The organism is Vitiosangium sp. GDMCC 1.1324 (assembly GCF_003044305.1).
In the GTDB taxonomy this organism is placed as follows: domain Bacteria; phylum Myxococcota; class Myxococcia; order Myxococcales; family Myxococcaceae; genus Archangium.
In genome coordinates, this window is record NZ_PZOX01000006.1 from 514,945 (window position 1) to 530,437 (window position 15,493).

The 15,493-nt window shown below is 70.7% G+C and carries 10 protein-coding genes; 6 read left to right on the plus strand and 4 right to left on the minus strand.

All coding sequences use genetic code 11. The annotated features are described in order from the left end of the window. Positions 1–448 precede the first annotated feature (448 nt). The 5 genes from DAT35_RS20995 to DAT35_RS21015 all read left to right on the plus strand — a co-directional run bounded on the left by DAT35_RS20995 (position 449) and on the right by DAT35_RS21015 (position 7,968). Positions 449–1,492 carry an RDD family protein gene (locus tag DAT35_RS20995; RefSeq protein WP_233261607.1) on the plus strand — a complete coding sequence of 348 codons (1,044 nt, stop codon included), beginning with the start codon at positions 449–451 and terminating at the stop codon, positions 1,490–1,492. A gap of 68 nt (positions 1,493–1,560) precedes the next feature. Next, positions 1,561–4,287, plus strand: coding sequence for a FrgA protein (locus DAT35_RS21000; RefSeq protein WP_108068847.1), 2,727 nt, complete (start codon positions 1,561–1,563; stop codon positions 4,285–4,287). Between the two features lie 21 nt (positions 4,288–4,308). Further along, a complete protein-coding gene (locus DAT35_RS21005) occupies positions 4,309–5,850 on the plus strand; it encodes a nitrogen regulation protein NR(II) (RefSeq protein ID WP_108068848.1) in 1,542 nt (513 codons plus the stop codon). A gap of 159 nt (positions 5,851–6,009) precedes the next feature. Continuing rightward, positions 6,010–6,648 (plus strand): hypothetical protein, encoded by a 639-nt coding sequence (locus tag DAT35_RS21010; protein WP_108068849.1) that lies wholly within the window; start codon positions 6,010–6,012, stop codon positions 6,646–6,648. 15 nt (positions 6,649–6,663) lie between these two features. Next, on the plus strand, positions 6,664–7,968 hold the full coding sequence (locus DAT35_RS21015; protein ID WP_108068850.1) for an SPFH domain-containing protein: 1,305 nt from the start codon (positions 6,664–6,666) through the stop codon (positions 7,966–7,968). Between the two features lie 74 nt (positions 7,969–8,042). Here the strand turns inward: DAT35_RS21015 and DAT35_RS21020 are convergent, their stop codons facing one another. The 3 genes from DAT35_RS21020 to DAT35_RS21030 are packed head-to-tail and all read right to left on the minus strand — an operon-like array spanning position 8,043 to position 10,604. Next, complete coding sequence (locus DAT35_RS21020) at positions 8,043–8,672, minus strand: hypothetical protein (RefSeq protein WP_108068851.1); 630 nt, start codon at positions 8,670–8,672, stop codon at positions 8,043–8,045. A gap of 12 nt (positions 8,673–8,684) precedes the next feature. Further along, positions 8,685–9,170 carry a hypothetical protein gene (locus DAT35_RS21025; protein ID WP_108068852.1) on the minus strand — a complete coding sequence of 162 codons (486 nt, stop codon included), beginning with the start codon at positions 9,168–9,170 and terminating at the stop codon, positions 8,685–8,687. 48 nt (positions 9,171–9,218) lie between these two features. Continuing rightward, positions 9,219–10,604: a M64 family metallopeptidase gene (locus tag DAT35_RS21030; protein WP_146209812.1), complete on the minus strand. Its 1,386-nt coding sequence runs from the start codon at positions 10,602–10,604 to the stop codon at positions 9,219–9,221. Positions 10,605–10,904: 300 nt separating this feature from the next. Between DAT35_RS21030 and DAT35_RS21035 the strand changes: the two genes are divergently transcribed. Beyond that, positions 10,905–14,189: a serine/threonine-protein kinase gene (locus tag DAT35_RS21035; RefSeq protein WP_233261608.1), complete on the plus strand. Its 3,285-nt coding sequence runs from the start codon at positions 10,905–10,907 to the stop codon at positions 14,187–14,189. On the opposite strand, the gene DAT35_RS21040 is transcribed toward DAT35_RS21035, so the two are convergent. Further along, entirely contained in the window at positions 14,178–15,461 is a 1,284-nt protein-coding gene (locus tag DAT35_RS21040; protein ID WP_146209813.1) for an ADYC domain-containing protein, read from the minus strand. The genes DAT35_RS21035 and DAT35_RS21040 overlap by 12 nt on opposite strands. Between the last annotated feature and the right edge of the window lie 32 nt (positions 15,462–15,493).

Consider the following 15,493-nt stretch of genomic DNA (forward strand, 5'->3'; position numbering starts at 1 on the left):
CAAGCGGGGGACCCCGGCCCCCGGCGGTTTTCTTGCTCCCGGCTCGGGGAGGGCGTTTCATGGTGCTACAGCCTTCTCCAGCCCGGAGGAACCGTTGTCCAAGTGCTTGAAGTGCGGAGCTTCGCTGCCGCCTGTAGGGGACTGCCCCACCTGCGCCGCCGCGTCACAGCCCGCGGCCCGGGCCGTCCCAAGTCTGTTGGACAAGGACATCCAGATCGACCGCCGCCGCCCGGATCGTGACGCGCCGGCGCCAGCCATGCCGCCCGGAATGACCGCCCGCGCCCCCGTGCCTCCCGGCATGACGCCCGCCGGTCCTCAAGCGCCTCGCCCGCAGGCTCCGGCACCGGCCGCGCCTCGCGCTCCCGGTCTGCCCGTCATGCCTCCGCGCCCACAGGCCACGGCCGCTCCGATGGCTCCGACCGCCCAGGCAGCTCCGAGAGCGCCCGTCATGTCCGCGGCTCCCGCGCCCCGGCCTCCGCCCGCCGCCGCTCCGAGCGCGCCCATGGCCCCGGCCCACGCCCAGGCCGCCGCTCCTCGTCCTCCGCCCGCCGCCGCTCCGGTGGCCCCGGCCCACGCCCAGACCGCCGCGCCCCGGCCTCCGCCCGCCGCTGCTCCGAGCGTTCCCATGGCCCCGGCCCACGCCCAGCAGGCCGCCGCGCCCCGTCCTCCAGCGCCGCCTCCCCAGGCTCCCGCCTTCAACCTGCCCGGCGTCGCGGCCCCGGCCCCTCGCTCGAACACTCCGGCCTTTGGCATTCCAAGCGCCTCGGCTCCGGCTCCGCAGCAGCAGGCGCCTGCTCTGGGACTGCCTGTGATGCGTCCGCAGGCCGCGGCCAGCCTCCCTCAGGAGCGGCCCGTCCCTCCCGCTGCCGCGCTGGAGCTGCCCGTTGACGAGGAGGAGTCCTTCTCCGTCGACGTGGAGGAGTCCGAGCCGCCCGCTCCTCCCGTGGCCACCGCTCCCGCCCGGCGCCCCGTGACTCCCGCGCCCGTTGCCGCGAAGGTCTCCTCGGAGCCTGGGGTGACGGAGATCCACGCCCGCCCGGCCTCGCTCTGGCGACGGTTGTTGGCGCTCGCCATCGACACCGGCGCCATCGCCGGAGTCGCCGCGCTGTATCTCATGCTCGCCTCCTCCGTGGCCGGCGTGCATGCGCCCCAGACGGGCCTCTCCGGACTCGATGCCTTCGTCGTCCAGGTCCGCGCCCTCCAGTCCGTCCTGGTGCCCGGCGCCGTCCTCCTGGCGGTGCTGTCGCTCGTCTACTGCGCCGTGTCCTCCTTCCTCTGGAATGGCCGCACGCTGGGCAGGCGTCTGCTCGGACTGAGGCTCGTGGACACCCACGGGCTCGCCCCCGCTCCCGGCCGGGCCGTCCTCCGCGCCGTGCTCGCCAGCCTGTCCTTCGGGCTCTTCCTCGCCGGCTTCTGGATGGCCCTCTTCGACCGCCGCGGCCAGACGCTCCACGACAAGCTCACCTCCACATACGTCGTCCAACCGAGCTAGTGCCCCCCTCCGCCGATGCAGGGATTCGTTGTGCCTGCCGGCCGCGGCTTTAAGATGCCGCGTCCCCCATGCCTTCCCATCTCGCCCACACCCTGATCGCGCAAGGCCTCCTCCCCCAGGACAAGGCCGAGGAAGCCTTGCGTCATCAGACGGCACAGGGGGGGTCCATCGATACCGCGCTGCTCGAGCGCCGGCTCCTGCCCGAGTCCCAGGTGCTGCACGCGCTCGGAGAGGCATCGGCACTGCGTCCGGTCAACCTCGCCGACTTCGAGCCCAACGCGGACGTCGCCTCCTTCATCCCCCCGAAGATCGCCGACCGCCTGTGCGTGGTGCCCCTGTCGCTCGACGGCAACACCCTGCACGTGGCCTGCGGCTACCCGGTTCCCAAGAAGGAGCTGGAAGAGGTGGGCTTCCTGCTCGGCAAGCCGCTCGAGCTGTGGGTGGCCACCGAGGTCCGCGTCCGCGAGTGGATCTCCGTCATCTACCGGCAGCCGCTCGCCCCGCGCTACACCTCGCTCCTCGCCTCGCTCGACCCCGAGCGCCCCCAGCCCGTTCCTCCCGCCCAGCCCGCGCCTGCGCCCGCTCCGGCTCCGAAGCCCGCCGCCGCAGCTCCGGCGCCCGCTCCGAAGCCCACGGTCGACGAATCCGCCGCCCTCACCCTGGAGATGGTGGAGCGGCTGGCACGCGCTGTCGCCGCCGAGCCCGTCCCCATCGAGAGGACACCCGCCGCGCCGCCCGCGCAGCCGCAGCCTCAACCCCAACCTCAGCCCCAGCGGGTCAACGGTGCCGCTCCGGCCCCCAGCGCCGCGCCCACCCAGCCTCCGCGTCCGGCGGCTCCCGCCGCGCCCATGGCTCCCGCGACGACACCTGCCGCCGCCGTCCGTGAGCCACTGCGCCTGAACATGCCCGAGCCCGCGCGCCCCGCGGCCGTGCCTCAGCCCGCACCGGCGCAGCCCGCTCCCGTCGCGCGTCCCGCCGCTCCGCCGCCCCAGGCCCCGCAGCCGGCTCCCGTCGCGCGTCCCGCTGCGCCTGCTCCGGCTCCGGCTCCGGCTCAGCAAGCACCGGCACAGCCCGCCGCTCCCGCCGTCACGCGTCCTCCGGTCCAGGTCCAGGCGCCGCCGCCCCAGGCGCCCGCGTCCGCGCCCCAGCCCGTCGCGGCCATGGGTGGGCCCCAGCCGCGCCCTCAGCTCGAGCCGCGTGCTCCGGAGGCCGCCGCGCCCCAGTCCGCTCGCGACGAGGTGCCCGACTGGACGCTCGCGCAGGCGCGCGCCGCCCTCAAGGAGTCCACGCGAGACCGCGATCGGCTCATCGACACCGCCCTGCGCTTCGGGCGCCGCACCTTCGACTACGTGGCCGCCTTCGCCGTGCTGCGCGGCTCGGCCGTGGGCTGGGATGCGCGCGGTGACGGCCTGGGGAGCGACAAGCTCTCGCAGGTGTCCATCCCGCTCGACGCCTCCAGCGTCTTCCGCACCGTGGCCATCACCCGCGGCAGCTACGCGGGCCCCATGCCGCCGGACAGCCTGACGCGGCACTACCTGGAGCTCTTCGGCCGGCAACCTCCCCGCACCCTCTTCCTCTACCCGGTGGAGGTGCGCGGCCGGCTCGTGGCCGTCCTCTACGGCGACTGCGGCCAGAAGCCCATCAGCCAGCGCCGCCTCTCCGACTTCATCCTGTTCTGCCAGGACCTGCCCGCCGCCTTCCAGGAGCTCATCCTCTTCCGCAAGCAGCGCCTGGGCGAGCTGCGCAACGTGCTCGAGTTCGACGTGGACGTGGACGAGCCGGCCGTCGCCAGCACCGGCACGGCCCCGAGCGCTCCTCCTCCCACGATGGCCGCGGGCCTGGGGTGGAGCCCCTTCGTCACCCGCTCCGCCAACGCGCTGGGCCGCGCCGCCGCCATGGCCCCGCTCGTCATGTCCCAGGAGGAGCGCCCGCCCCCGGACTTCGGGCCCCTCCTCAAGCGCCTCACCGGCCCGGACGCCAACCAGCGCTCGAGCGCCATGGCCGAGCTGGCACGCTCGCCCGAGGCCAGCGCCAAGGTGCTCGCCACCCACTTCCCCGGCCCCACCGCGTGGAGCCGTCTGCCCGTGGTGGAGCTGCCCGAGGCCGATGAGCTGGGCCCCATCCCCGGAGCCCTCTCGCGGCTCGGCCGGCCCGCGGCCCAGGCCCTGGCGCCCCTGCTGGACTCGAGCGACGCGGACACGCGCTACTTCGCGCTCCTCACCGCCGGCACCCTGCCCTACGCGGAGCTGGTGGACGGCGTGCTGCGCGGCCTCTTCGACTACGAGCCGGACATCTCCAGCGCCGCGCGGGTGGCCGCCGCCGCCCTCAAGCACCTGCCCCGCCTGGACGCGGCCAAGAAGGATCTGCGCCAGGAGCTCACCAGCCGGGACTCGCTGCGGCGCTCGCTGGCCGCCCGCGCCCTGGGCACGCTGCACGACCGCGAGGCGATCGAAGGCCTCATCAACCTCACCGGCAGCGACGACGAGATGTGCGCCCAGGCCGCCGCCGAGGCCCTGCGCGAGGTGACGCGCGCCACGCTCGGACTGGACAAGCACGCGTGGACGGCGTGGTGGGCGGAGAACCGGCAGCGCCGCCGCGCGGACTGGCTCGTGACCGCGCTGCGCCACCCGGAGCTGGACATCCGCCTGGCCGCCATCGAGGAGCTCAGCCGCGGCCTCAACGACACCCTGGGCTACTACGCCGACGCGCCCGAGGCCGATCGCGAGGCCGCCGTGCGCCGGTGGGAGGCCGCGGTGGCGGACCCCTCGCGGGCTCGCCGGCTGGCCCTGCTGTGAGGCGCGGGTAACGGAGGGCCCATGACGACCCAGGCGTGGATCAGCCTCGGGGCCTGCGCGGGGCTGCTGGCCCTGGCGGGCCTGGCCGTGGTGCGCGTGGGGCGCAGCCCGCTGGCGCTGCCGCTGTCGGTAATCTCCATCGCGCTGTCCACGTGGAACTTCGCGGACTTCGCCCTGGCACACTCGGGCGGGCCGGGCTGGCGGCTCATCGCCACGGGCGCGGCGCTGATGAGCGCTCCGTCCGCGATGCACTTCATCCTCGCCTTCGTGGGAGAGCGGCGCCGGCTGGCCGCGCTGATGTTCACCGCGTACGGCGTCTTCGGGGCGCTGACCATCACGGCGCTGGTGGGATTGGGCTCGGAGCGCGTGGCCACGGCGGTCGTTTCCCGGGGCTTCGCCGTGGCGGTGCTGTCACTCACCGCGCCGCTGCTGCTCGGAGGCTTCGGCCTGCTCACCTGGCACCTGCGCCGCGAGGTCCGATCCACTGAGCGCACCCGGGCGGGGCTGCTGCTCACCGGACTGGCGCTGCTGGTGACCATGCTGGGGACGGACCTGGTGGCGGTGCTGGGCCAGGACGTGCCGCGCCTGGGCAACCTGGGCACGCTGCTGGGCCTGCCGGCGATCGCGGTGGTGGCCCTGCGCCTGCGACTGTTCGGCCAGGAACTGTCCAACTTCCACGCGATCTCCGCGCTGCTGCTGGCCATGGTGGGCGTGCTGTCCTACCTGGCCGTGTTCCAGATCTTCGCGGCGCAGTACGGCGTGCTGGTGGTGGGCACGTCGGCCATCACCCTGGCGCTGCTGGCCATCACCCGCCGGGGCGTCATCGCCTTCGCCGCCCAGCGCGAGCGCCTGGAGCAGATGGCCACCCTGGGCCGCTTCTCGGCGCAGATGGCGCACGACCTGAAGAACCCCATCGCCGCGCTCAAGGGGGCCGCGCAGTACCTCAAGGAGGAGCACTCGCAGGGCCGGCCCTGGGATGACAAGGGCGAGTTCCTGGACCTGTTGCTGGAGCAGGTGGAGCGGCTGGACCGGGTGGTGAGCACCTACCAGCGCCTGGGCCGGGTGGAGCCGCTGACGCAGCCCTTGGACGTGAACCAACTGGCGGCGAGCGTGCTGTCCCTGCAGGCCTTCACCGGGCTGACCGGGGTGGAGATCCGGCGCGAGCTGGCGGAGGGACTGCCGCGCTGCTCGGGGGACTGGGATCTGCTGGCCAACGCGCTGGAGAACCTGGTGCGCAACGCCTTCGAGGCCATGCCGCGCGGAGGCACGCTCACCCTGCGGACGCGGCTCGAGGGGACGGGCGTGGTGCTCAGCGTGGAGGACACCGGCGAGGGGATGAACGCGCGCACCCGCGAGCGGGCCTTCGACGACTTCTACACCACCAAGGCCACGGGGAGCGGACTGGGGCTGGCCTTCGTGCGACGGGTGGTGGAGGCGCACGGCGGGCAGGTGACACTCACCAGCCACGAGGGGAGCGGCACCACCGTGACGCTGCGCCTGCCGGCCGCCCATGCGTCCGCTGGTGTCCCCGTGCGCGGATCCGCGGAACCCTGGCCGGGCTGACGAAGCGCATGTCTCATCGCCCGGACTCCTGACACATCCGCTTCCACTTCGCGTGCATGTCACTCGGGCACGATCGAGGCCTACATTTCTAGGCCAGCGGGTGGGTCCATTCATGTCTCACGGGGGTGCCGGCCTGTTCCGCTCGGGGCCGGGTGACACATGTTCTTCTTCCTCATCGTGATGTGCGTGGGGCTCGTGGGCCTGAGCGCCATGGCGGTTCCCGGGATCTTCCACCATGGGCAGCTGGGGCACGGAGGTGGGCACTCGGCCGGGCACTCGGCCGGACACGTGGCGCATCCCGGACATATGACGCACGGGCACGGACCCGCCTCGCCCACGCCGCACCACGGCCATGTGGTGCCCACGAGCGACTCAGGCCACAGCCTCCTGCACTTCCTGCCCGAGCCCCGGCTCGTCTTCAGCCTGCTGGCGCTCTACGGAGCCTTCGGGAACCTGCTGGTGATCTTCCTCACCCCCCACTGGCTCGCGGCCCTGCTGGCGCTCGTCCCGGCGCTCCTGGTGGAGCGGTTCGTGCTCGCGCCTCTCTGGAAGCTGGCGTCCCAGTTCCAGGGCCAGCCCTGCTCGCCGCTTCCCGGGCTCCTCATGGAGGAAGCCCACGCGGTTACTCCCTTCCACAACGGCAAGGGGATGGTGCAGGTCATCCACGATGGACGGAGCGTCCAGCTCAGCGCCCGGCTCGTCGACGGCCAGGCCCTGCTGCCCGTCCGGGTGGGGGACAAGCTCCGCATCGAGGAGGTCGACGCCGAGAACGAGCGCGTCACCGTCTCGTTGTTTTAAAGGAAGGAGACTTCCGTGAATGCATTGCTGATCGCGGCCGCCGTCACCCTGCTCGTCGTCCTTCTGACCCCCCTGGTCGTCAGCGCCTTCCTCCGGGACGTGGAGGCCGGAGAGATCCGCCTGGTGAGCTGGCTCAATGGCAGGCTCCGCATCTACCGGGGACCCTGCAAGGCGACGGTGATTCCCATCTTCACCGTCAGCCGGGTCATCCCCGCGTCCGCCATCAACGTGGACATCGAGATCACCGACCAGACCGCGGACATGGACACGACCGGAGCGCCCGCGCCCGTCAAGGTCACCGTCAAGGCCTCGGCCATCGTAAGTGTCGGCGAGGAAGACGCGATGGTGAACACCGCCGCGAACAAGTTCTTCTCCAAGCCCGCGGACGAGCAGCTCTCGACGCTGACCGACGTGCTGTCCTCGGCGGGACGGCGGGCCATCAACCTGCTCAAGCACGACCAGCTCTTCAACTCCCGCACGGCCGCCCCCGCCGCCTCCGCTCCGCTCAAGGACAAGGAGGTGTTGGTGGCGCGCGGTGAGGACGATGAGTTGGCGGTCATCATCAAGGAGGCCTGCTCCCGCGAGCTGCTGGACCTGGGGTTGTCCTTCAACAGCCTCAACATCAAGGCCGTGCTGAGCGAGGTGGCCGAGGCCCGGCGGCGCGAGTCCGCGGCGCGCGCCAAGGCAAGCGCGGACGTGGTGCAGGCACGGGAGGAGCAGCGCGCGAAGATCGCCCAGCTCGAGGCCGCGCAGAAGGTCAACGACCAGGAGCGGGCCCTGAAGTCGCAGATGGCCACCAACGGTGCGGCCATCGCACGCGCCGAGGCCGAGCGCCAGGCGGTGCTCCGAGACCTCCGGCAGGCCGAGCTGGGAGCCACGCAGATCACCCAGGCGCAGGCGGACGCGGATCAGAACGTCATCGCCGTCGAGGCGGAGGGACGAGCCCAGGCGACGCGCATCCGGCTGGTGGCCGAGGCCGAGGCAGATGCCATCCGCAAGAAGGCCCAGGCACTGCTGGACGCGGGGCAGATGTATCTCGACCTGCGCCGCCTGGAGCTGGCTCCCGAGCTGACCCGGGCGGTGGCCGGAGCGCTCGCCAACAGCCAGTTCGTCAACTTCGGCGCCGCGAACTCGAACGGTGGCCAGAGCGCCGTGGCCACCGGCTCGGACGACGTGCTGCGCGTGGTGCAGACCTTGATGGCCGCCCAGGTCCTCACCCATGCACCCGCCCAGGGAGATGGCGCCTCACGCGCACCGAGCGCCCATGGCGGCGGGGGCACGGAGGGGCTGACGTCGTGGAGCACGACCACCCACGACTAGAGTCCGGCCGCACGAAACAAAAACGAGCGCGCCCCCGGCGGAACCGGAGGCGCGCCCTGTCCCCCCCCACAAGCTCACTGCGACTGCTGGCTGTCGCCCGGTTGCGACAGCGCCTTCCTGGCGACCCGGCGCCCCTGGGACTGGATGACCGAGCCCACCTGCGAGGCATTCACCTCGGCCACGCTCACCAGGCGCCCCTGCTGCTGCAGCCGGCCCACGGCCTCCCGCGTGGCCGCGGACTCACCGTGCTTCGGCTGGACCTCGAGGATGCGCACGCTGGCGTTCCTCAGCTCGTCGAGCCCCAGGCCTGGAATATCGACGAAGAAGGTTTCAACGTCCGTGACCCCGTGCTCATCCGGCTCACCGGGGTGCCCCCCCGCGGACCGCTGCTCGAAGTCGACGTCCAGGCCCTGCACGGCGAGCACGTCGTTGCCCGAGCGCACCTCATACACGTACTGCCGGTCGCCGAGGTTCTTCTCCAGCTTGAGGAAGCCGGGGAGCTCCACGGCATCCACCACCTGCAGGTACCCATTGCGCTCCCAGCGCAGGGTCAGCCGCGTGGACACCTGCTCACGTCCAGGCTGCTTCACGGCCAGGGTCTGTCGCTCGAGAGACCCGGTGTCCTGCGGTTCACTGCCCACCTGGGCCTCGCACCCTCCGAGCACCAGGGCCAGGGCCATCCACTTCAACTGTGCGCGGTTCATGGAATCACCTGATCAAGACTGGATGGAGCGGAAGGTGAGGATGCGCGACGTCTTGCCGCTCTCGACGCCCGGCAGCTGACACTGCAGGTAGAAGTGCGCGAACGTGTAGCCATCGGTGACCACGGGGATGGTGAGCCCCGTGTTGCTCGTCGTCCCGGTGGTGCACACCAGGGCGCTCTCCTTCGTGACGCCGCTGGGCAGCCGCGACACCGCCTTGCAGCAGACATCGGACGTGGTGCTCTGGTCGCTCACCCAGACGGTCGCGCTGAAGTTGGTCGCGAAGGCGCCGTTGATGACCTTGCGCTCCGAGGGGCAGATGGCCGTGACGGTGAAGGCCTGCGGGTTCTCCGCCTGGCCCGCGGTGTTGACGGTGAGCGAGTAGCCAGCCCCCACGCACATCGAGCCAGGGGCGTTGTCCATGTCATCGGCCAGCGCGGCGGTGGAAGCGGAGAGGGACAGGAGCGGAAGCGAGACGAGAGCGGCGAGACGACGGTTCATGACGTGTTCCTTTGTTTTCAAGATGGGAAGGGTTCTGGAAGGCGGCGCTCAGTAGGTCTGCTCGCCGATGCGGTAGGTGAGGACGCTCGAGGCCTTGCCGCTGGAGACGGCGGGGAGCGTGCACTTGAGGGCGAAGTGCGCGAACGTGTAGGGCATCCGCACCTTCGGGAAGTCCAGGAGCAGCTGCTGGTACCCGCTGCTGCTGCCCGTGGAGCAGACGTTCGCACCGGTGGCTAGGTCTCCGGCCGGCGTGCGGGCGAAGAGCTGGCAGCAGACATCCTCGGTGGGGCTCTGGTCGACGACGAACGCCTGGCCCATCAAATGGTTGGTGAAGGCGCCGTTCGCATCCTGGATGCGCCGGGTGGGGCACAGGACCGAGGCCGTGGCCGCGGTGTTGTTCGAGATGTTCGCCCCCGTGGTGTACGTGAGCGCCGCTCCCCCCACCGGCTGGCAGGTCGCCCCCGGGTAGTTGGCGTAGAAGGCGTAATCGGCGAGCGAGTCGGTGAAGCCCGCCAGCGTCTGGCTCAGCACGCGGCTGCACACCGGGCAGAACTGGTTGCTGTTGCCTCGCATCCGGTCATTGGATGTGGGCCGGTAGACCCCCACGCCGTAGGTCCCGCAGCCCTGGAACATGCCGACCGTGTCGTCCACGTCCATGGTCGCGCTGTCGAACGTCGATGGCGTCGGGATGGTGATGAGATCGGCCCAGACCGGGCTGGCCAGATCCGTGGAGCAGTTCTTGGTGTCGACGGAGCCGGGATAGGTCGTGCTCGAGTACGCGCTCGCGGTGTACTCGTCGAAGAGATTGGCCACCATGTGACCCATCTCGTGGCCAAGCACCTGCCAGGACGTGCCGCTCGTGACCGCGAGCGTGCCTCCACCGCCGCAGCCTCCTCCCTCGCCCGTGAGCACATTGAGGACCCGGACCTCCAGGTCCCGCTTGGGCACGAGCTGGTCGAGCAGCGTCTTGATGGCGCTCGCGGTGTTGGCGGAGCCCTCCATCCAGCAGCGGCCCCAGCAGCCCGTGTAGACGTAGTCGAAGGCGGTGTCGTGCGTGTAGCAGGCCGGGCTCGACGTGGCGTTGCACGTCGTGTTCAACACGTCGTCGTTATCGGGGCTCGTTCCACATCCCGAGCTGTAGCGCCGCAGCGAGACGCCCGACTGCGCGGAGTTCACGTCGACGCGGTAGACGTTGAACGCCGTGTGGTTGGCCCGGAAGAAGTCGTCGTGGGTGAAGACTCCGTCGATGACCGTGTCCTGCACGTACTGCTGGTAGTCGGCCATGTCGGCCGCGGAGTAGCCATCGCCGATGACGACGAGGACCTTCTTCTCGGCATCGGGACCGTTGTCGAGAATCTTGGTGACCGTCTGGGCGGAAGCGGGACTCGCGAGTGTCACCAGCGCGAGACCTCCGACGAGGAGAAGCGGTTTCATGGAGAGCGTCACCCCGAGGGGTGCTCCTTTCTGCGTGTGAGTCGAAGAGGTGTTGGCCTTCGCGGAGACGGGATTGCAGCCGCGATGCCAGCCGCCGGAGACGCGGAGGACTCGCGCCCGGCACACCTCCGGAGCACTTCGCCGTCACGCGTTTCCCCCTCGGAAACCAGCCCGGAGGGTGAGTCACCCGGCAGGCAGCGCGTGCCGGTGCCGTGGCACAGGTCGCCCGGCACTTGAGGCACTTGAGGCACAAGGTGGCACGTGCCACTGTGCCAGCCTCCCTCCGCACCACCCGCCCCTATGTCGACCCCCGGTAAGGAAGAGCGGACCCTCGAGCCGACCCTCGAGCCAGAGCCCACCGCCGCGCCCATGGCGGACCGCACCCTCCCGGGCGAGCGGGAGCCCCAGGCCGCGAACCCTCCAGCGCCCGCTCCCGCCGAGGGTGCGCGAGAGTCCTTCCCGGTTCCCCACTGGGACCGCTACGAGTTCCTCGAGATGCTGGGCCGCGGCGGCATGGGCGAGGTCTACAAGGCGAGGGACAGACGGCTGGGCCGCGTCGTCGCGCTCAAGTTCATCCGCGGGGCGGACCCCGATCGCGTCATGCGATTCCTCCAGGAAGCCCGAGCGCAGGCGCGCATCGACCACCCTCACGTGTGCAAGGTCTTCGAGGTCGGCGACGTCAGCGGCAAAGCCTACATCGCCATGCAGCTCATCGGAGGGCAGCCGCTCGACCGGGCCGCTCCCGGCATGTCCCTGCACGAGAAGGTGCAGGTGATGAAGGAAGTCGCCGAGGCCATCCACGAGGCGCACCGGCTCGGCGTCATCCACCGCGACCTCAAGCCCTCCAACATCATGGTCGAGCGCGGCGAGGACGGGCGCTGCTTCCCGGTGGTGATGGACTTCGGCCTGGCGTACGACATCGGCCAGGGGCACGGCCTCACCGAGACGGGCGCGCTGATGGGCACGCCCTCGTACATGGCGCCGGAACAGGCCCGAGGGGATGTGCGGAGCATCGACCGCCGCTCGGATGTCTACAGCCTGGGCGCGACGCTCTACGAGCTGCTCACCGGCGTGACACCGTTCTCCGACACCTCGCTCGCCGGCACGTTGCAGAAGGTGCTCCACGAGGACCCGCCGTCCCCGCGCTCGCACGCGCCCCACCTCCCGAGCGACCTGGACACCATCGCACTCAAGTGTCTGAACAAGGAGCCGGACCAGCGCTATCCGTCCGCGCGGGCCCTGGCCGAGGACCTCGGGCGCTACATCGATGGCGAGCCCATCCTCGGACAGCGCCCGAGCCTGCTGTACCGGCTCCAGCGGCGCGCTCGAAAGCACCGGGCCCTGGTGGCCGTCTCGGCGGTGTCGCTGGCGAGCATCGGGGTCGTCGGGGCCTTCGGTGCTCTCTCCTGGCTGGAAGCGCGGCACACGCGGCAACAGTCGGAGGAGCGCGCACGGCTGGCCGGGGAGCTCGGACAGCAGGTCAAGGAGATCGAATGGTTCCTGCGCGCGGCCTACACCCTGCCCCTGCACGACACCAGCCGCGAGCAGCAGCTCGTCCGCGAGCGCATGGCGCGGATCGCCACGCAACACCATGAGCTGGGAGACCATGGCGAGGGGCTCGTGCACTACGCCCTGGGCCGCGGCTACCTGGCGATGCACGAGTTCGAGCTCGCCCACCAAGAGCTGACGCACGCCCGGGAGAAGGGCATCGACTCTCCCGAGCTGCACTACGCTCGCGGCCGGGTACTCGGCGAGCTGTACCACCGGGCCATGGAGGACGCGCGGCACAGCGGTGACAAGGCCTGGGTCGCCGAGCGCCAGCGGGTGCTGGAGAAGCAGTACCTCGAGCCCGCGCTCCAGTCGCTCGAGCGCAGCCAGGGCCTCGAGCTGGAGTCCCCGCGCTACCTCGAAGGGCTCATCGCCTTCTACCGCCGGCAGTACGACGTGGCGGCCCAACGGGCGGCGCAGGCGGTGGACGAGGCGCCCTGGATGTACGAGGCCCAGAAGCTCGCCGGGGACGTGGCCTACGCCCGCGCGATGGAGCAACTGGAGCGGGGCGAGTATGACAAGGCGCGTGCGGGCCTCGAAGCGGCTGTCTCTCTGGATGAGCAGGCGGCCGAATCCGGACGCAGCGATGCACGCATCCACGAGTCCCTCGCGGAGGCGTGGCTGCAACAGTCGGTGCTCGACTCGCGGCAGGGGAAATCACGCAAGGCTTCGCTGGAACGCGCGCTGACGGCGGTCGGCAAGGGCCTCCACGCGGCCCCGCAGCGCGCCTCGGGGTACACCAAGAAGGCCCAGGTCCTGATGCAATGGTACCGGGTGATGAGATTCGAGAACGGCGGACTGGACCCGAAGCCGATCCTCGCCGAGTGGACCGCCACCGCCATGCAGGCCGTGAAGCTGGATCCGCGTGATGTGTATGCCTATGACATGCTGGGCTACAGCCACTTCACCCGCGGTCTGCTGCAGGCGGGAGAAGGCTCGCCGCCCAACGCCGCCTACGACGAGGCCATCTCCTGGTTGACGCGGGCACTGGAGCTCCAGCCCGAATACCCGTGGGGACACAACGACCTCGCGCAGGTCTACCTCTGGAAGGGCAACTATCAGTGGGAACACGGCGAGGATCCGCGCGCGGCCTACGCGCAAGCCGAGCACCACCTGCGCCAGGCGGCGCGGAGCGACCCGGCCTACCTCTTCGCGCACGTCAACCTGACGGACGTGTACAGCCAGCGGGCCGCGTACGACCTGTCGCGCGGGCGCAACCCCCAGGAGGACGTGGACAAGGCGCTCCAAGCGGGCCAGCAGGCCCTCGCCATCGACGGCAACTTCGTCCTGGCGCTGAACCAGGTAGCCCTCGTGGAGCAGACGCTCGCGAGCTACCTCATCGACAGCGGCGGTGACCCGCGCCCGCGGCTGGAGCAGGCGGTCCAGCACCTCGAGCGCTCCTCGGCCGTCAACCCCACCTTCGGGCGGACCCCTCTCTACCGTGCCATGGGCCACCTCCTGGAGGTGGACCACGCGATGCGGGAGGGCCGGGAGCCCACGGCCGCGCTCGAAGCGGGCTGGCGGGCCCTGGCTGAGGCGAGCCGTCATGACCCCGGTTGGGTCGAGTGCCGGCTCACCAGCTCGCGGCTGGCCCTGGCGGAGGCGGCATGGGCGAAGCGGCGGGGACGCCCGGAGCTGCCGTTCCTCCAAAAAGCGCTCGCGGAGGCCCGGCGCGCCTTGGAGATGTATCCCTATTACGAGACCCACCAGCAGCTGGCGCGGGTCCACTGGCGGCTGGCGGAAGCGCAGCCGGGCAAGGCGCCATCCTCCATCACCGAGGGCCTGGCGCAGGTGGACCTAGCGCTCCGGCTCGACCCGAACCTGGCGCACGCCCATGCCCTGCGCGGGGCGCTGCTCCTGAACCGGGCGCGGACGATGCGCGAAGCGGCGGAGCGCCTCGACATCCTCCGCCAGGCCCGGGCCGAGCTCGCGCGAGGCCTCGAGCTCAACCCGCTGCTGCGGCGGGAGTACGAAGCGCCGATCCGCGAGGCGGAGGCCCTGTACTCCCGGCCTGGACCGGACGGCTCAGGGCTTTGAGGGCTCCTGCTGCTTCTCCGCCGGACCGGTGGCGAACTTCCCCTGCAGGCTCCAATCCGCGGGCGAGCATGGGGGGACCCCATGGGTGTTCAGGTTGTTGGGATCCTGCCCCGCCCAGGCCTCCGCATCCGGGCGGCGCCGGTTCTCCGGGTTGAAGCACACCGCGCCCTGCGGGCCCCAGATCGCCTCGACACGAGGGATCGTGTCCTGCTCGAAGCCGTAGCCATACTGGTCCCTCTTGAGGATCAGCGTTCCCTTCTTCGTGTAGCTCTTGAAGTCACTTGCGCCGACGAAATAGGCGGCGCGCTTCGCCTGCAGGCAGGAACGGTAGACATAGTCGCGAGTCACGTCCCGCTGGCCTGTCGAGACATCCCAGGGCGTGTAGCCCCAGGCCAGACACGTGACGATGGAGCCCGACTCACAGGCCATGGTGGTCACGGTCGCGTCATCCGTGACGCTGGCGCTCACGCTATTGACCCGCTGCCCCTCGAGGAAGGAGACGACGAAGGCATCCGCCTTCTCGTCATTCGCCTCACAGTGCCTGGACCAGTTCGCCGGTACGTCGGGCAAGGTGGTGTTCCGGTAGCGGAGCTCGTACCGGGACACGCCATCCTTCGCGGTCTTCTCCGTCTGCACTGGGAAGAACTGGAGCTCGTAGCTGACGCCCGACGACCCTCCCGGCGACAGGCCAGGGACCTGGAGAATCAGCTTGCTCACCTCGGCCCCCGTCAGGGAGTAGTCCTGCCCATTCACCCGGTACTTGATGGTGAGCCGCGTACCGTCGCCGTGAATGGCATACACATAGACGGACGTGGAACTGCCCTCGAACCTGGCATGGACCGGCCTCTGGGTCCTGTTGCTGGGGTCGTCGAGGTAGTGGCCCTCGAGGAAGAGCCCCTTCTCGATGGTGACGAAGGCTTCCGGGCAGAAGAAGGCCGTGTTACCGGCCTTGAAGCAATAGTTGCCGCCCGTGGCGGCGTAGATGCCCTTGGCATTTCCAGTGCCCCCCGTGTCGCAGTTCCCCGAGGGGCAGATGCTGGCCAGCAGGGCTTTATCGATGCCGCACTTGGACCCCTTGGGACAACCCCCGTTGGACAAGAGCTCGCTCGTCCCCGAGCCGGGGGTGGAGTCCTCCGGGAGGGGCTCCCGAATCCCCTGCCCGCACCCGGCACACCCGTTAGCCGCCACCACCATCGCCACAGCGAAAAGCCACGCGAACATCCGCAGCGTGCTCTCGCGGCCGTGCACTCCGTGATTCCTGATCGTTTCCACTTCGCGCATCCCCCTTGGCGGCGAGTGCTGTC